This is a genomic window from Flavobacterium sp. LHD-80 (genome assembly GCF_030929605.1).
Lineage (GTDB): Bacteria > Bacteroidota > Bacteroidia > Flavobacteriales > Flavobacteriaceae > Flavobacterium.
Map to the genome: position 1 here is coordinate 409,001 of NZ_JAVFVS010000012.1, position 17,875 is coordinate 426,875.

Here is a 17,875-nt window from a genome sequence, read left to right on the forward strand (position 1 = left end):
AATAAGACGGCGTACTTTTCTAATTGTTACACTTTTTTAAGATTATTTAATTGTTTTCTTAATTTTGTATCACTTAAAAAAATTGTACCAATGAAGCTTACTTCAATTTTCGCTTTATTTACGGCTGTAATATTGCTTTTCAGCTGCTCAACATCACAGAAATTAGAAACTTTAAAACCGGAGCCAGATGATGCTAGTCCGCTGGTTTATGATGCAAATCCCTCTTTTATTAATTTGCCGATAACTGTAAAACTGTCTGATATCGAAAACCAGACAAACACACTTTTAAACGGGCTTATTTACGAAGACAATAATATTGAAGATGATGATATCGAGATGAAAATCTGGAAACAGGCTCCAATAAAAATTCAGAATGATCCTGCGTCTCCAGATAAAAAGATAAAAACAGTTCTTCCTTTAAAAGCAACTATTAAATATAGAATTGGAACAAAAAAATTAGGCGTTGAATTATTCGACACACGCGAATTCAATTTAAACGGAGTCATTACTTTGTCTAGCGATGTTGCATTGACAAATTGGAAATTAAATACCAAAACCGAGTTCAAATCATTAGACTGGAGCGAAAGCCCAACAATGACGGTTTTTGGAAAAAATATGCCAATTACGTATTTGATAAACCCAGCAATTTCTATTTTCAAATCAAAAATTGAGAAAAAAATAGATGAAGCTATCGAAAAATCAATGGATTTCAAACCGAATGTTTTATCGGCATTAGAAAAAATCTGTACGCCATTTCAAATGAGTGATACTTATGAAAGCTGGTTAAGAATTGTTCCAATCGAAGTTTATTCGACAAATGCAAAACTAAAAAATGATTCCTTTTTATTAGACATGGGAATGAAATGCAACATGGAAACAATTGTTGGCAAACAGCCGGAATCAAAATTCAATGCCAGCAAAATTGTCTTAAAACCTGTTGCTAAAATTCCGAATCAAATTACAGCCAATATTGCAGCAATTTCAACTTATACTGATGCTTCTAAAATAATGACCAAAAATTTTGCTGATCAAGAATTTGGTTCTGGAAGCAAAAAAATAACCGTAAAAAATGTTTCCATCTGGCATAAAGACGGAAAAATGGTAATTGCGCTAGACGTTTTAGGATCTATAAACGGAACTTTATACTTAAATGGATTTCCGCAATATAATCCGCAGACAAAAGAAATCTACTTTGACAAACTTGATTATGTTTTAGACACCAAAAGCAAATTAATGAGAACTGCAAGCTGGCTAGGACAAGGCTATATTTTAAAAAAGATGGAAGCAAGCTGTCGATATTCGATCCAGCCAAATCTAGAAGAAGGCAAAAAGAGCATGGCATCTTATCTAAAAAACTATTCTCCAATGCCCGGAGTTTTTGTAAACGGAAAAATGGAGGATATTGTATTTGATAAAATTCAGTTGACAAATCAAGCGATTATCGCTTTTATCAAAATAAACGGAACCGTAAATGTTTCGGTTGATGGATTAAAATAAAAAAAGCAGTCTAATTAGACTGCTTTTTTCTTTTTTGATTGATACATTCTGTAAATCAGAACGCCAATTATAGCAACAAGTAAGTACGGGATTACCATTAAATAAACAATTCCGTCATTTACAGCCTCAGCTTTTTTAACGTTTGAATCTCCGGCAAGTGCAGCGCGACACATAGCACATTGCGCATTTGCTGAAATTCCAATCAAGAAGAAACAAATTCCAAAAAACAAAACTTGAAACCTGAAACCTGAAATTTGTAATATATTTTTTTTATTAGTGCACATAGTAAGGAGAAATCATTAAGTAAACTACAACACCTGTAACCGCAACATACAACCAAAGCGGAAAAGTTATTTTAGCTATTTTTTTATGTCTGTCAAAACGTTGCGCCAATCCTCTAACATAGGTAATCAATACAAGCGGAATGATCGCAATCGACAATAAGATATGGGTGATCAAAATAAAGAAATACACATAGCGCAATACACCTTCTCCACCGTATTTAGTAGAATCAGCTGTCATATGATATGCAACATACATTACTAAAAAAGCAACAGACAAAGCAATCGCAAATGTCATTAAACGCTCGTGTAATAAACGTTTTCCATTTTTAATAGCCATTACAGCTGCAACCAGCACAACTGCTGTTATACCATTTATTGTAGCATACACTGGAGGCAACATTGACAAAGGCTCAACATTATATCCAAAATCTTTTAGTTTTACACCAAATAAAATTGCCACAGCAACCGGTATCACAATTGAAACCGCAATAATAAATTTATTGTATTTTTTTTCTATCGAATTATCTTCCATTATTCTTCTAATAACACTTTAATATCTTCCTGAATTTCTCTAACTCCTTTTTTATCTAACCCGTCGTAGTATAAAATCGGATTTCCGAAATCATCTTTTCTGCAACGAATTTTACCATCTTTATCAATTAAGGCAAATAAACCCGAATGCTCAAAACCTCCATTCACTTTCTCGTTTTCACCTGCATACAAATTGAACCCTTTGTTAGACAAATCCATAATTGTTGCCTTATCACCAGTTAAGAAGTTCCAATTTGAAGATTTAACTCCTAACAACTTTGCGTGATCTTTTAAAACAGCAGGAGTATCATGACCAGGATCTATTGTAATTGAAACGATTCCGAAATTAGGGTTTCCAAAAAAAGTTTTCTCAATTTCCAGCATACTTAAATTCATCTTTGGACAAATTGAAGGACAAGTCGTGAAGAAAAACTCCAACACATAAACTTTTCCTTTGTACGTTTCATTTGAAACTTTAGCACCATCTTGATTTGTTAATTCAAATTTAGGAGCTGGCCCAATAGTCAATAACTTACCAGCGTCTTTCGAATTCTTTAAACCAACATTATCCAAACGATTTCCTTTTACAACTTCACCGTTTTGAATTCTGTCAACAATTTTTGGCACTGCATAAATTCCGAAAATCAAAACGATAAACGAAATTCCGATATATGATTTATTTTTAAACATGTAGGTAAAAATTAAAGTTCTTTAGTGGCATTGTGATTCTTTTTAAGAGCAGCACGGTATTCATACAAAATGATTTTAAAATCATCCAGCATTTCGTTGCTCAACTCTGAAGGATGGAAAGTATCATAACCTTCTTTATAATCATCTTTATCTTTTCGTCCTCGAAGGTTTCTTTCTTTGTCAACAATATAAACATTTGATGTTCCAAGAGTGTTATCAAGACTTCCTTTTAAATGTAGTTGAGCATAATATGTCTTTATTTCTTCTGGAGAAGCAAAAACAAAGTGCCAGCCCGAAACATCAGTAAAAGCACCTAAAGATTCAACAAGTTTTTTAGCACTTTCTTCTGTACCTAGCGGACAAATAACAACAAACTGCAAATCTTTAAAACCATTATAACGCTGATAGATTTTCTCATTAAGATTAAAAAAATTTCCTCTGTTTTTCACAATTTCAGTACCTGAAAAACCAAGGATAGTAATTTTTTTATTTAAAGTTACTTTTTCACCTTTTAAAGATTTCCAATCGCCGAGGTCGGCAATTTTAGGTGTTATAGTAGGAAGTTTAGTAAAGCTGTTTACTCCAGATGCAAAAAACAAATAAGCTACGATAGGCAGAACAAAAAGTACAAAGAGAACTATATTTTTTTTCATTGTTTATGCGGACAAATATTGAGGTACAAAAATAAAAAAAGCTCCGCAAATCGGAGCTTCTTTTCGAATTAATATCATGTTAAAAATTCCATTTAATAGTAGAATCTTTAAAAACCCCATAAATATAATGTCCTTCTGTCAAAAGAATAAACAATAAATATAAAACTAGGAAAATAACTGGCGATACAACAGACCATCTAAGGCTGCTTTTTTCACCTTCCATGTGCATAAATGCCCATACAATATAATATGCTTTGTATAATGTTAGAATATAAAAAACCCAATTCAATAGATTCAAACCTACAAAGTGATTACCTTCTAAAAATGCTGGTTTATAGATACCAAGAATAACTTCTACTGTAGTTACTGCTGATAGTAATGCAAAAACAAACCAGATTCTTTTTGTATTTGATACGTGCTCGTGTGACATAATAATTAAAATCTAAAATTAAACTAAGTAGAAAACTGTAAATACGAATACCCAAACTAAATCGACAAAGTGCCAGTATAAACCAACTTTCTCTACCATTTCATAGCTTCTTCTTTTCTCGTAAGTTCCTAACAACACATTAAAGAAAATAATGATATTAATGATAACTCCAGAAAATACGTGGAATCCGTGGAATCCAGTAATGAAGAAGAAGAAATCAGCAAATAATTTACTTCCGTACTCATTTCTAGTTAGGTTTGCTCCTTCAACTACATATTTTGCAGTCGATAAACGAGTTTCAGATTCTGCTCTAGTTAGAACTTTCTTGCTCTTTTTTCCGTTATTTTCAATAATCTGCTCTGTTCTTATCAACAATTCAGGATGCGCTTTAAAACCAGCTTGAACTTCAGCAACAGTATATGTTGGCTGTGTTTCAGCATCTTCAACAAACCAAGTTCCATGGCTTCTTGTTAAAGCTTCTCTTTGTTCTGGCAATTTCACAGCAAAGGCTTCAAGAGCTACTCTTTTACCATCTTTATCAACAAACTGCAATAAACTTCCACCTGCCGTTTCTACTGCACCATATTCTCCTTTAATGAAGTTTTTCCATTCCCAAGCTTGAGAACCAACGAAAATTAAACCTCCAATAATAGTTAAGAACATATAGATTGCAACTTTTGTTTTTTTCAAATGATGACCAGCATCAACAGCTAAAACCATTGTTACAGATGAGAAAATCAAAATAAAAGTCATTAAGGCTACATAATACATAGGAGCCGAAACGCCATGTAAAAATGGGAAGTGTGTAAACACTTCGTCAGCCAAAGGCCAAGTTTCAATAAATTTAAATCTAGAAAAACCATAAGCAGCAAGAAATCCAGAGAATGTTAAGGCATCCGATACGATAAAAAACCACATCATCATTTTACCATAACTTGCTCCTAATGGCTGGATATCCTCTCCGCCTCCCCAAGTTTTTTCGTTGTTATTTGCAGTAGTAACTGTCGCTTCCATAAAAGATATTCGTTAAAAAGTTCCCAAATTTACGTTTTTTTCTTATTTAAAGAAATATAAAAATAAAAATAAATATACCCACAATAAATCCAAAAAGTGCCAATACATCGCACCTAGTTCTATACCAAGAGTTTGAGTCGAATTGTATTTTTGTTTAAAATGATTATAAATTATAATTAAAAGTGAAATTAATCCGCCAGCTAAGTGCAATAGGTGTGTTACAGTAACAACATAAAGAAAAGTTGTAGTAATTGAACTACCTTGTCCTGTAAAATAATATCCCTTTTCAACGATTTGTCCAAATCCTTGAAATTGCAATACTATAAACAAAATTCCTAAAGCCAAAGTTCCTAAAAGCAAACCTGTAACAGCGCTTCTATTGTCTTTCTGAATTGCTTTTTTAGCTAAATAAAAAGTAATACTGCAACCAATAATTACCGCTGTACTATAATAAAATGCCGTTGGCAATTCAAAATCCTTCAACCAGTCGGCTCTTGATTTACTAACCACAAATGCACTTGTAAGTCCTGCAAACATCATGGTCATACTAACCATGGCGAATAACAAAATCAGCTTTGCCGATTTTGATTTTCTTAATTGTTCATCACTTGCTTTAATTGTCATTTCCATAACTATCTTAAAAATTTATCTACTATAAATACAATCTGCAACAGTGAAATGTATGAAACACTCACCAGCATTAAGGTTCTTGCCGATTTTGCTGTTCTTAGCTGATATAATTTCACTGCATAAAACAACATCCATAAACCTAACAAAAACACTAAAACTGCAGCTATTGGCGAAATAAACAATTGTCCTGTATAACCCAATACCGGAAGTAATGATGCTATAATCAACCAAATTGTATACAAAATAACCTGCAGAGCGGTTCCTTTATCTTTTTTTCCTGTCGGAAGCATAAAGATCCCTGCTTTCTCATAATCTTCATACAAAAACCAGCCTATTGCCCAAAAATGAGGAAACTGCCAGAAAAACTGAATCAAAAACAAAGTTCCGGCTTCAATTCCGAATTCTCCAGTTGCAGCAACCCATCCTAACATAAACGGGATTGCACCTGGAAAAGCTCCAACAAAAACAGATAATGAAGTTACCGTTTTTAATGGCGTATAGATACTTGTGTATAAAAATATTGAGATTGCAGCAAACATTGCTGACTTAGCATTAATTGTATAAAGCAAACTGATTCCGATAATGGTCAGCAGACTTGCTACAAACAAAGCCATTTTTGGAGACATACGTCCTGAAGGAACTGGACGATTTTTTGTTCGATCCATTAAAGCATCGATGTCTTTTTCAATTACTTGATTAAATGCATTCGAAGCTCCAACCATACAGTAACCGCCAATAGACAAAACAAGCAGAACACTCCATTTAAAAGGGTGTTCGTTGTTTACACCTAGCAAATATCCGGCAATTGAAGAAAACAAAACACTGATAGCCAAACCAGCCTTTGTAATCTCTTTGAAATCCAGAAATATTGATTTTAGTGAAATTGTATTTTTAGTAGCGTTCAAACCTCTATTGTTTGTATATTTTTTTTGAGTGCTGCAAATGTACAAATTAGATTGTAGAATAAAGAACTATAAAATTAGATTTTTTTCAATAAAACCGTTACAAAATAAGGACTTGCAAATCTTTAACACAATTATTTCGAAAAATCCTATAAAAATTCTAGTAATCGAAATACCAATTGAAAATATCTGAACGTAATCCTATGGTAAACCAAGTCGTACTTTGCTTGAAAGTTGTAGCCGTATCTTGAGTAGGATCAAAGTTTCTATAAATGAAACTTCCATATAATTTCAGATTTGTCATTGGGTTTATCAAATATCCCCCTTGGATATCGGCAATAAAAACATCTGTTTTATTTCCTTGCCCAACTTTAACTCCTTTGTCATACGGGCGCTTTACATCATAACTTTTATAAATATCACCACCGTAATTATAAGTATCCTGAGCGGTATTAAAATCTAATCCTCTTGTTCCCACAGTAAATTTTGCATCACCAAAAATACGTCCTTTATGATAACGTCCAATCATTACAAGCTCATTAAAATTTCCTCCCCATTGATGCCCAAGGCTTTGATTATTATGCCCGTAATTTGTAATCACAGCACTGTGCGAATACACATAAGGACGTACATGATTGTATTCAACTTGCACTAAAAGATCTTTTACATTAAATGCATTGAAATATTTTCCTCCAATTTGAAAACCAAATTTATTTTTCCAGCTTTTATCTCCAGCTTTTACATCTGAAACTGAAAATTCATCAATCAAAAACTGCGAATACAAGTTTATACTGTTGTTCCATTTATATTTTCCAGTAATACCAAGCATTGCATTACCACTTTTTGAAGAAGAAGTAAACTCAACAGTACGATAAAAAATAATTGGATTCACAAAATTGACATCAAACCCACGATTATTGGTATCCGTCCAAACCACTGATTCAAAGAAACCTAAATTCAATCTATTTGAAACGTTCCAGCTCAAATAATGATTGGCCATGAATTTTGTGGCATACGTTTTATCAACTGTAACTTCAGGACGAACATCTTTCAGCCACATGTAGGTATTGGTATATTTGATTTTCCAGAAAGTTGTATTAATCTTGAAATACGGATACGGACTCGCTCCATCACTTTCAAGCAATGAACGATAACCGTCACCAATAAAATTCCTACCGTAACCTAATTGCAGATCAAAAAATTTATACGGTGTATACGTGATATTCGCTTCTGCCAGAGGAAAATCATACGCATCCTCTTTAAAGCGTTTTGCAATACCAACTCCAGGAATAATCGCCGGATTTCCTCCTGAAGGCTTCAGCGATTCGGCATAATCATTAAAATATCCTGCAAAACGGCCTTGGCTTTCAAAGATTGTTGTTGTAAAGTTTATTTGTTTTCCTAAGCCTCCTCTAAAATTCAACGCACGTGTATTTACATACGTATAAGAAGCATCAAGATCTGAAGCTTTTCCTAATTGCAAATCAACAATCGGATTCAAAGCAAGCCAATAATCTTCTCCCTGAATCTGAACTAAATTTTCATTCCACCATTTTCTGCCCAACCAAGTCGAAACATTTTTTTGAAGCGACTCATTTACTGCTTTCAAATTATAGTATTTTGAAACCTCAGCATATGTATAGGGTTTTGAAGAGGTGTGACTATTACTTCCGACCTGATTCATTGCGCCATCAAACTGTGCATAATAACTATGTGAAAAAGGAATATTTAAATGACTTTCAAATTCTGGATTATTGTATTTTTTATAAACAATGCTATCCAATTCTGTCATAGGTTTTTCAGCTGGTTTTAAAATTTGAGATGCAGCCAAAGCTTCTGCCGCCATTTGATCAGCACTTTTTAATGGAATACTAATATTAATTGTGTATTTTGAATAGGTCGGTTTCCCGTTATAAGTCGAAGGTTTTATTTTTGGAAATTTGCCAAAAACACGTTTCGCTTCTGCAGCTAGCTCCTCGTTTGAAGTATTTACATAAATCACTTTAAACGCACCAGTTGCATCTACCTCAAAAAGGACTTTTACTTCACCTTTATAATTAGATTGTTTTAGATTTTCAGGCACTTCAAAATTCTGAAAGACAAAATCTTGAACTTCTTTATAGAAGCAATTCTCTAATTTTTTATCGGCTAAATTTTGGCAATTCTCAAAAACAGGAAATTGTTCACTTGTAAATCCAGATTGAACAGATGAATTATTATTTTCTTGTGCAAAAGTAAATAAGGAGGTTAACAGCAAAACAAAAGATAAAGCACTTTTATTTGTTACGTAAATTTTGATTTTCATTTAATATTGATTTGGGGTATTCTCTCCATTAGCAATTGCTTTTGCTGCTGAAGTTCCGATACGTTTAACTCCTAAACGAATCATCTCTATTGCATCTTCATATGATCTGACACCACCCGCTGCCTTAACCGGCAATGGCGATGCATTTTCCAACATAATAATAATTACGGGAACGGTAGCTCCATTTGGCACATCATTCTCCGTTTTAAAAAAACCTGTTGATGATTTTACAAAAACAGATGCATAATCGTCTTCTTTAAAATTAGAAATCACAACATTTTTAATTAAAGCCGAAAGTTGAATAATTTCTTTATCGGTTAAAGCAGCAGTTTCAATAATCCATTTTACAGTTTTATTGTGTGCTAAACCAATTTGCGTTCCTATTAAAATTTCATTTTTGACCAACGCAATATCTCCATTTTTGAAAGCTTCATAATTACAGACAAAATCTAAATCGTCAGCTCCATTTTCAATGACTTCATTTGCTTCTTTAATTTTGATCTCTAATTCTGATTTACCTTCTGGAAAATCAATGACCGTTCCAACCAGTAAAGCCGAATTAGCTTTCAAAATCATTTTTTTTGCCAAGCTGACATTTTCTGGCCGAATCATAATCAATTTAAAGCCCTCTGCAATTGCTTCCTCAATTGCTTTTTTCACAACAAAATCATTTTCCGCTTCCGAAAGTCCGGCTTGCGAAGCAGTTTTAAGATACGTTGAATCAAGGTATTGCTTAATGTTCATGATTTATAATTATATCAGATCGGCACAAAAATACATTTTAAATTCAAAAAAAAGCACTATTTATAAAGCTTCATTTTAGGATAATAAAAAACCCACCGAAGTGGGTAATCATATTCCTATTATTTTGTCGATCTGTTTCCTAAATCCTATAGCTGAAAAGACGCCGGCGGTTGCACCAATCGTATTTGCTAAAACATCTGTTACATCAGGAGTTCTTGTTGCTGTTAAGATTCCTTGCAGAATTTCGATTGTAATTCCAAAAAAAACAGAAAATATAAACGAAATCAGATACGCTTTATAATCATTTGCATGCTGACCTTTGAGTTCTTTTTTGAAAAACAAAATCCACGAAATTGTAAATCCGAAGTGAAAACAAAAATGAACAATTTTATCTATGCTCGGAAAATTAAATGCCGGAATATTACTTGAATTTGTCAAACAAAAATACGTAATGATTCCTGAGCAGATAATTGCCCAAATTAAAAGAAGTTGTTTAGGCACCGATAAGTTGTTTGTAAGCTGCGTCAGACAATAATGAATCTATTTCTGATGCATCAGCAATTTTTATTTTGATCATCCAACCTGCTCCATAAGGATCAGAGTTTACAGTTTCAGGAGCACTTTCTAAACTATCATTGAAAGCAATAATTTCTCCTGTTAAAGGCAAGAATAAATCTGAAACCGTTTTAACAGCTTCAACTGTTCCAAAAACCTCATCTTTATCTAATGTCTGATCTAAAGTTTCTACCTCAACATACACGATATCCCCTAACTCTTTTTGTGCAAAATGAGTAATTCCTACAGTCGCAACATCTCCTTCGATGCTAACCCATTCGTGATCTTTTGTGTACTTTAAATTTGCTGGTATGCTCATAATAGTATGTTTGAAAATTGATAATTTAATAAATAAGTCACAAATGTAATAATCTTCTAATAAAATTTAGTTCAGAATTCTAAATTTAATTTCCGAAATTATATCTGAGTGTAAATCCTGATCTAATATTTGTAAGCGGGAACGAAGTCGAAATAACTGCTTTTGAAAATGAATGATCATAATAAAATATAGCAGTCAAGTTTTTGCTGAATGCATAATCTGCTGTTAATTTTAATGCCCAAATATTTTGACCTGCCGCAAGCTGGTTATTATCATAATCTAAATAACGAACTAATGTTTGGTTATTTCTATATGAAAAATCAGCTTTTATATTAATATCACTTTTTATAATTCCTGTTGGGTTATCAGCCAATCGCGATGAAAAGATAACGTCCTTAAAGCGATACCCCATTCCAACAACATATTCAATACCTTTTACCTCAGTAAGCAAGTTGTTATCAAAACTCATCGATAATGCTCTATCTCTCTTAATTTCGGTCAAGAGTCGGAAAGAACTCTTCAGCTCAAAATCTACCTTTATTAGCGGGCTGAACTGCTCCACTAAATTGACATTCGACATTACCGTTTGGTTGTAGAAGTTTGTATTCACATCTTGTCCACCTGGAGTTTCGTAATAATCAAAATTTGATCTATACTGATTTACTGTATAAGACGCTCTGTAATTGTGTTGCAATGAGAAACGTCTAAATTTATCTTTAAAAAATTTATAACGCATCAAACCATTGTATCTTATACTCCAGTTTGGAATTGGAAAACTTCTAAAAATATCTGTCGAACTGCTTGAAGCATTTCCACCTGAATAAGCTGCCAAAAATGACGGTAATAAAACAGCTTGATTGCTTTTTGTAAAACCAATTGGATATCCAACATTGGCACTATAAACCGCATAATTTGCATCTCCAGGTGCAGGAATCGGATTATTTGCATCTCCGTATCTTGGTATTACTGCTCCAGCTCCATAATGTTCTTCAGCCAATCGATTGGCAATTACCAAACGATTATTTCTAAAATCATCAAATGCCGCTGATTCAATTTCATTACTAGTCGAAAAAGATGTTTTAATCAATACAGTTGAGATTGAAAACATTCCGTATGTATAAGGTGATAACGGCGTATAGTCACCATTTACAACGCTATATTGTTCCGATGAGTTTCTAGAATACGTACGATCCATAGCCAAATCAATTGTCAGATCAGAAAACGGGATGATATTCGCAGTAACTTTTAAAATCTTATTTGTAACCTGCGTAAAGTTTTGATTGAAATTGTCATAATTAGTCAACCAGCCATTTTTTGCCGCTTCATAACGAACATCGTCCTGACTTCCAAAAATAAATCCTAAAGATGGTTTTGCAGTACCAAAGAAACCAACGCTTGGTGTATATCCTGGCAAAACTGTTCCGCTGTTTTTAGTATAATTAACTTTTACATCTTTCAAACTTGTCAAAACACCTATTAAACCATCATAAAACGGACTGTTATTCACTACTGGTTTTGCAGTTGTATTTACAATTTTTTCTCCTGGTTTTGGTGGCGCGGTTGGTTTCGGTTTCGCAGTTGTTTTTCCCCCAGGCGTTAAACCTAAATACTTATACAACTTATTCATTTCAAATGTTGAACTCAACGTATTTGAATTTGCATTTTGAATTGTATTTCCTAAATTATATGTAATTCCATCAGCAGCAGTAAATTGAGATAAAGCTGTAGACGAACGTTGCCAACTATAATCGGCAGTATAGGTATACGCCGCTTTTACAAAACTTAAAACTGGAATTTTATTGATCGGAATTTCATAATTCAGTATCAATTGTTGTATATGCTGATTTGGAGTTCCCAAGTCAAAATAATCATCCCAAATATTAAAATCTTCTTTTGGCGTATTATCAGCATTCAAATAATTTTTCACAATATTATTTGACGCCGCTGTATAATTTAATTTCAAAGATTTAGTTACATTAAAACCAAAACCATATTGATAATTAAAGGCAAAATTTCGTCTGTAAAGTGGATCAAGTCCAATTCCTTCAACCTCAACAAGTCTGTATTGCTGACGGTTGCTTTGTCTTAAAATATTTGTATTGAAAGTAATATTCGAAGGCAGATAATTAAAATTAAAATCGCTCAGCATTTTCCAATAATCACTTTTTTTCATGAATTTGGTCTGCTTGAAAGGCACAACTTCTTTTGTCTGAAATGTATACGCATAATTCACAGCAGAATTTGACTGTTCATCACGATAATCTTCGACTTCATAATCATGACGCGCCACTTGATTATACGATTGTGAAAATGTGAAATTTTCAACATCATAAACATGTGGTTTTTGTTCCGCAGCTCTCTCTTTTCTAACCCCGATAAAATTGATGCTTTTACGCTTCGTATAATCTACTGCACGGGTTCTAATATTATCTTTTTCTGCCGGATCAGTTGTTTCTTTTATCAGCTGATCTAATTTTATATCTTGATTAAATGGATCATATTCTGGTGTAATAACTTCCTCGCCTATAGCGTAATTGAAAGGCAAATTAATTCCCCATTTATGAGGCATTAATTGTCCTAAATTCAAGTTTGTAACAATATTATATTGCTGAATATCTTCACGATCTCGTTCGTTCGCGCCCTGTTCAAGTGATCCAAATCCAATTGTACTTTTTCTTCCGGTTGCTGATACAGTAGCAAAATCGGCCATATTGGTGTCAATATTCAACAATGCCGCCATTCCGCCTTTATTATCTAAATCTGACATACGAAGTTCATTGAACCAAACTTCTCCTTTTATATCTTTATGATCAGCCCTGCTTTTTACTCCGACCATTAAATTTCGAACCAAACCAAAATTTGGATTTCCTTTAATACCCAGTTTTAATTTACTGTCACCATCACCTCCGCTCGAAATCAAATCGGGATCATCATCAGGATAATACACTCCATTAATATCCCTTTTAGGAGAATTAATATCTAAAGGCATGGCTTTGATTTTCATTCGGGTCAATAACTCGAGTGCCAAATCAATATTATTTTCCTCCATCCAAACTAAGTCCGGAGCTATTGTACACGATCCTCCTGTTTGTGTAACTTTTAACGGAATTTCGACTTGGTAGTAGTTTTGTGTAAAATCATTACCAAAACGAATAAAACCAACCATTTCGTTATCCAACAAATTCGTTTCATTTGGAAGTGATTCAGCATGCAAAAACATTTTCAGTTTTTTGTACTGACGCATATCAACACTTACGTTCTTGAAAACCGCTCTCGAATCCTGATACTGCAATCCTGTTCCACCAATTCGAACCGCTAAAGCCTGCTCGTTTTGATTGATAATCGTATTATTATTATATAATTGCTCTCTTTGAACACCCGGCGGAATAACATAATTTACCGGACATTTAGTACTATTTTCTTGAATGTTAACTGCCGCAACATCAAACTGAACTCCATCGTCATCTGGATTTGGATCGTTTGCGTCAAGCGTCCCTGTGTATCTTCTCCATTCACCACGAACTAGGTCTAAAGCTCCAAAACGAACTGTCATTTGATCATTGAATCCTGTCATGAACATACGCAAGAAACGAATAGATCTAAAATCAGTTATGTTTCCAATTGTATTTTGAGGTTTTGCAACGGGAATCTTGAACTGAATCCATCTTGCAGTTGTGGTTCCTCCATTTGGTAATTCAACATTGGTCACTTCACGAATATCAGTAATATAATTTGATCCAACCTGCATTCCTGGTTTCAAATCGACACTATATTCATAGTAAGCATTAATCGTACTCATGGTGTTGTCACGATTAATATCTTCTACATCAGGAAGTGTTGTCGAACCACGATTAGGATCATCGATACTTACTGCAGAGTTGTTTTCAGTTCCATTGTATCTTTTGTAGCGATCTAAAACTCCTCCTGTAGTATTCAAATAATATTTGTAATTATCCGCCGCAGGATCTTCTTCTGCTGCATAATTAGTATAAACAGAACCTTCTTTAGCATCTGGCAAACCATCTAAACCAACGTCTTGATTTTTTCGATTATCTGGATTTGTATCAAATGCATAAATCAAAGATTGAGAAGCCGGCACATCTCCCCAAATAGGTTGTGGATTTACCATTACTTGATCTGGGCCTAAACCATTTTCATATTGCTTTCTTCCGTCTTTTAAAACATCTTCTGAGATTTCACCTAAATTGAAATAAATTTTTCCTGTATTATTTGCCGGAGCTTCACCATTTCCAACATAAGGATCTAATACCCAAAACTGAATATATTCAACATTTCCTTGTTCAAAATTGGTAGAATTCAGCGAACGCATGATTCCCCCAAAATTTGAAGTAGGTGCACTCGAACCAAAACTCGGATTATTGTTATAAGGGCCTCTGTCTGATGGAAAATATGTTAAATCAAGCGTATTGATTACCTGAATCTGACCTTGAGCAATATCTGTATTAGGGTATAACTCTTTACTGTAGATTCTTCGAGTTGTATTTAATGACAAATCATCATTTGAAATACCATCTGGTTTTGACGAATAAAAAACTGGATCAATTGTGTACCAAGCTAATTTTGCTCTTTTATACCCATATTCTAATGTACTAGAATTGGCATTAAATGTATTGTCATTTATTGAATTTACAAATGGCGTTGAAGCTAGACTCCACGCATATGCAGATCTCATATCGATAGTCGACTGCGAACCTTCAAAATCATCTACATAAATAGTTGCTTCACCTTCAAAATCACTTGCTTTTGGAGCATCAGGTTTTAAAAAAGCAACTTCACCTCGAACAGAAAGATTTGATGGAACATCTGTATCAATGTTTGGAAGTTTATTTACCAACCTTGTAAAAAATGGGACTTCGGTCGCATAATTACCATTAAATCCGAAAATTGTATTGTTTACAGATTCCTGACCGTAGCTTGATTTTTGAGTAAATGGTTTTTCGGTCATTTTCAAATAAGTACCGCCAACTACAAATTTTTCTGAAATTTTATGTTCAACATTAAATCCAATAAATCTTCGTGTCTGTTGTCCAAAAATTGAGTTATTTTCTAACGAAACCTCAATTGGCGTATTTGAAGCTTGAAGAGAAGGATCTAAAATTTGAACTCTACCCAATTGATAATCAACACTATAATCAATACCTTCAACTAATCTTCGTCCGGCAGCCATAACCACAACAGAACCTTGAGGCACGTTGAAAGCTCCAATAGGGATTCCGTTGCTTCCTGAAGATTTATATTTTCCTCTCAGCATAAATTTATTCTTGTCACTATCCTGCAAAGCTCCAGATTGTGTATTGCGATACATGTTTCTAAATACATACTTCTGCTGGTTTGCATTATAAGTACTTGGATCATTATAATTTTCTGCCGAACCTGAATTTTGTAATTTTTTAAATATTAATTCTCCAAAAGGCTCTTTGGTTGTAAAAATAATTCGTCCGTTTTGAGCATCAACTGTAATCCCCTGGAGATAATCGAAGAAACCATCACCACCCGTCTGCGGGTCATTGTTATAATTCAATCTATCTAAATTAAAGACATTCAATAAAGGTGTCTGATCTACTTTATTGTCAGGCGTTGGATTTGATGGAAAAGAAGATCCTGTAACCGGAGTAATATAATTTATAGGAGAAGGATCTGTATACAAGATGTTCATTCTGAAATCATCTTGTTTGATTTGGTATGCCTGCGGAATTTGATAAACGTTTTTCATCATCAAGTTCCAAACCGGATTCTGCACGTTTGTCAAATTGCTTTTAAGCATTTTCAAAATCAAACTTTGTGTAATAATAGCCTGATTTGCATTATTATTTCCTGTAACAACCGTTGCATCAACACCATCGCTTCCAAATTCTCCCACTTGATATACCTTTCCTCCTTCTGTATATTCATAGGCAACAGCTAAGATCTCATCATTTGCAAGACGCTGTTGTAACGATATATATCCTAATTGCGGATTGAAAGTAAATTCGTTTGTAGTTAATTTACGAGCATTTTCTAATATTGAGTAATCAGTTCCTTCGTTAACATTTGCATTATTAAATCCAGATTTTGCTGTAACGATTTCTCTAATATTCGAATTTAAAAATGATCCCGGCTGACCAATTGCTGCAGGATCATAAGCATTATTTTCGTTATCAGAAGGCGAATCGACAGGTTTAGTAGTATTAAAGAATCCTGTTGTGTTACTAATAACGACCACTTGATTATCAGGAACATCACTAAGAGGCCCTTCACCTAAATCCTGAAGTGCGATAACATTACGAAGATTATTGCTGGTTGTGCTTACTCTATTTTGTTTATTGGTTACCCAAACCTCTATTCGTGTTACCTGAACACGGCTATCAATAACGGGGTAACTTTTTAACGAAGCATCATATTTGTCTCTAAAGAACTGTGATAAGAAAAAGTGCCTGTCATTATCATAGTCCAATGCGTACAAATCAAAATTTTGAACTGTACCACCACCTTCGGCTACAACACTCTTTGTTTGTGATTTTTGTTCAGAGAAAACTCCTGTAACGGTCGTTTTTCCAAATTGCAATTGTGTTTTTACACCAAATAAACTCTGTGCACCGCGTATCAATGTACTATTCAATGGCATACTCACATTACCTACTTCAACTTTCTGGATAATATCATCTTCTGAAGGCGTGTAGGCAAGTTTAAATAAATTCTGGAACGCAAATGTGGACTGGGTATCATAATTAGCATTTACCTCTAATCTTGTTCCCACTTTCCCCATTAAACTCATGCTGATACGTTGATCAAAATCGAATGTAAGGCTTGATCTATTTCTTGGCGAAAATGAAGGATTATCTTGTTTCGTGTATCGAATTCCCAAGTCCATTTCAACAGAACCTGTGGGCTTTACATCGATTGTATTGCTACCAAAAATGCTTTCAAAAAAACTTGAATTAACATAATATCTTGGCAATAAATTCTTTTTAGCCTCTTCGCTTCCCGCTTTTTTACCATCAATTGCATCCGCTTTTTTTCTGAAATACTCTCTTCGAGATTCTTTCAGAACCAAATCTTCATACTCTTTAGGTGTTAAAATAATTGGATAATTGACAGGGAAACCATCAACTGAATTGGAATAAATATAACGATCTGAAATTGGATCGTATTTGTATGCCGAAAGTATGCTTGGCGGATCTTTCAACTCTACTTTCCCGACGGAAAACTGAGTTTTTGTTGTATCTTGAACTGCCGGATTTACTTGCGATCGCAAAACATTACCGCAAAATAAAACCAGTAAAAAAATACAAATTTTACGCATACAATTGGTTTATGTTAG

The 17,875-nt window shown here is 33.8% G+C and carries 14 protein-coding genes; 1 reads left to right on the forward strand and 13 read right to left on the reverse strand.

The window, feature by feature from the left end:
• The first annotated feature begins 90 nt into the window (after window positions 1–90).
• Complete coding sequence (locus RB619_RS18785) at window positions 91–1,497, forward strand: DUF4403 family protein (RefSeq protein ID WP_308100370.1); 1,407 nt, start codon at window positions 91–93, stop codon at window positions 1,495–1,497.
• A gap of 14 nt (window positions 1,498–1,511) precedes the next feature.
• On the opposite strand, the gene RB619_RS18790 is transcribed toward RB619_RS18785, so the two are convergent.
• The 13 genes from RB619_RS18790 to sprA form a co-directional block, all read right to left on the reverse strand.
• Entirely contained in the window at window positions 1,512–1,781 is a 270-nt protein-coding gene (locus RB619_RS18790) for a hypothetical protein (RefSeq protein WP_308100372.1), read from the reverse strand.
• On the reverse strand, window positions 1,771–2,313 hold the full coding sequence (locus tag RB619_RS18795) for a DUF420 domain-containing protein (RefSeq protein WP_308100374.1): 543 nt from the start codon (window positions 2,311–2,313) through the stop codon (window positions 1,771–1,773). Before RB619_RS18795 ends, RB619_RS18790 begins: the two co-directional genes overlap by 11 nt.
• Window positions 2,313–3,002, reverse strand: a complete 690-nt coding sequence (locus RB619_RS18800) for an SCO family protein (RefSeq protein WP_308100376.1) — start codon at window positions 3,000–3,002, stop codon at window positions 2,313–2,315. The genes RB619_RS18795 and RB619_RS18800 overlap by 1 nt, the downstream gene beginning before the upstream one ends.
• Window positions 3,003–3,013: 11 nt before the next feature.
• A complete protein-coding gene (locus RB619_RS18805; RefSeq protein WP_308100378.1) occupies window positions 3,014–3,655 on the reverse strand; it encodes a hypothetical protein in 642 nt (213 codons plus the stop codon).
• A gap of 79 nt (window positions 3,656–3,734) precedes the next feature.
• Window positions 3,735–4,085 carry a cytochrome C oxidase subunit IV family protein gene (locus RB619_RS18810; RefSeq protein ID WP_308100381.1) on the reverse strand — a complete coding sequence of 117 codons (351 nt, stop codon included), beginning with the start codon at window positions 4,083–4,085 and terminating at the stop codon, window positions 3,735–3,737.
• Between the two features lie 18 nt (window positions 4,086–4,103).
• On the reverse strand, window positions 4,104–5,099 hold the full coding sequence (locus RB619_RS18815) for a cytochrome c oxidase subunit 3 (RefSeq protein WP_308100385.1): 996 nt from the start codon (window positions 5,097–5,099) through the stop codon (window positions 4,104–4,106).
• A 42-nt stretch (window positions 5,100–5,141) separates the two neighbouring features.
• The gene (locus tag RB619_RS18820; RefSeq protein ID WP_308100386.1) at window positions 5,142–5,729 is read right to left on the reverse strand and encodes a cytochrome c oxidase subunit 3; all 588 of its coding nucleotides are present in this window, start codon (window positions 5,727–5,729) and stop codon (window positions 5,142–5,144) included.
• Between the two features lie 2 nt (window positions 5,730–5,731).
• A complete protein-coding gene (gene cyoE / locus RB619_RS18825; RefSeq protein WP_133526412.1) occupies window positions 5,732–6,634 on the reverse strand; it encodes a heme o synthase in 903 nt (300 codons plus the stop codon).
• A 157-nt stretch (window positions 6,635–6,791) separates the two neighbouring features.
• Window positions 6,792–8,936: an energy transducer TonB gene (locus RB619_RS18830; protein WP_308100389.1), complete on the reverse strand. Its 2,145-nt coding sequence runs from the start codon at window positions 8,934–8,936 to the stop codon at window positions 6,792–6,794.
• A complete protein-coding gene (gene deoC, locus RB619_RS18835) occupies window positions 8,937–9,680 on the reverse strand; it encodes a deoxyribose-phosphate aldolase (RefSeq protein WP_308100395.1) in 744 nt (247 codons plus the stop codon). It lies immediately after the preceding gene.
• Between the two features lie 108 nt (window positions 9,681–9,788).
• Window positions 9,789–10,181, reverse strand: a complete 393-nt coding sequence (locus RB619_RS18840; RefSeq protein ID WP_308100397.1) for a VanZ family protein — start codon at window positions 10,179–10,181, stop codon at window positions 9,789–9,791.
• Window positions 10,174–10,554: a glycine cleavage system protein GcvH gene (gene gcvH, locus RB619_RS18845; protein WP_035651485.1), complete on the reverse strand. Its 381-nt coding sequence runs from the start codon at window positions 10,552–10,554 to the stop codon at window positions 10,174–10,176. The genes RB619_RS18840 and gcvH overlap by 8 nt, the downstream gene beginning before the upstream one ends.
• An 85-nt stretch (window positions 10,555–10,639) precedes the next feature.
• Complete coding sequence (sprA, locus tag RB619_RS18850; protein ID WP_308100399.1) at window positions 10,640–17,857, reverse strand: cell surface protein SprA; 7,218 nt, start codon at window positions 17,855–17,857, stop codon at window positions 10,640–10,642.
• Window positions 17,858–17,875: the final 18 nt, after the last annotated feature.

Coding starts and splice junctions, on each gene's coding strand:
- RB619_RS18785 (WP_308100370.1), top strand. CDS start 91: ATGAAGCTTACTTCAATTTTCGCTTTATTTACGGCTGTAATATTGCTT.
- RB619_RS18790 (WP_308100372.1), bottom strand. CDS start 1,781: ATGTGCACTAATAAAAAAAATATATTACAAATTTCAGGTTTCAGGTTT.
- RB619_RS18795 (WP_308100374.1), bottom strand. CDS start 2,313: ATGGAAGATAATTCGATAGAAAAAAAATACAATAAATTTATTATTGCG.
- RB619_RS18800 (WP_308100376.1), bottom strand. CDS start 3,002: ATGTTTAAAAATAAATCATATATCGGAATTTCGTTTATCGTTTTGATT.
- RB619_RS18805 (WP_308100378.1), bottom strand. CDS start 3,655: ATGAAAAAAAATATAGTTCTCTTTGTACTTTTTGTTCTGCCTATCGTA.
- RB619_RS18810 (WP_308100381.1), bottom strand. CDS start 4,085: ATGTCACACGAGCACGTATCAAATACAAAAAGAATCTGGTTTGTTTTT.
- RB619_RS18815 (WP_308100385.1), bottom strand. CDS start 5,099: ATGGAAGCGACAGTTACTACTGCAAATAACAACGAAAAAACTTGGGGA.
- RB619_RS18820 (WP_308100386.1), bottom strand. CDS start 5,729: ATGGAAATGACAATTAAAGCAAGTGATGAACAATTAAGAAAATCAAAA.
- RB619_RS18830 (WP_308100389.1), bottom strand. CDS start 8,936: ATGAAAATCAAAATTTACGTAACAAATAAAAGTGCTTTATCTTTTGTT.
- deoC (WP_308100395.1), bottom strand. CDS start 9,680: ATGAACATTAAGCAATACCTTGATTCAACGTATCTTAAAACTGCTTCG.
- gcvH (WP_035651485.1), bottom strand. CDS start 10,554: ATGAGCATACCAGCAAATTTAAAGTACACAAAAGATCACGAATGGGTT.
- sprA (WP_308100399.1), bottom strand. CDS start 17,857: ATGCGTAAAATTTGTATTTTTTTACTGGTTTTATTTTGCGGTAATGTT.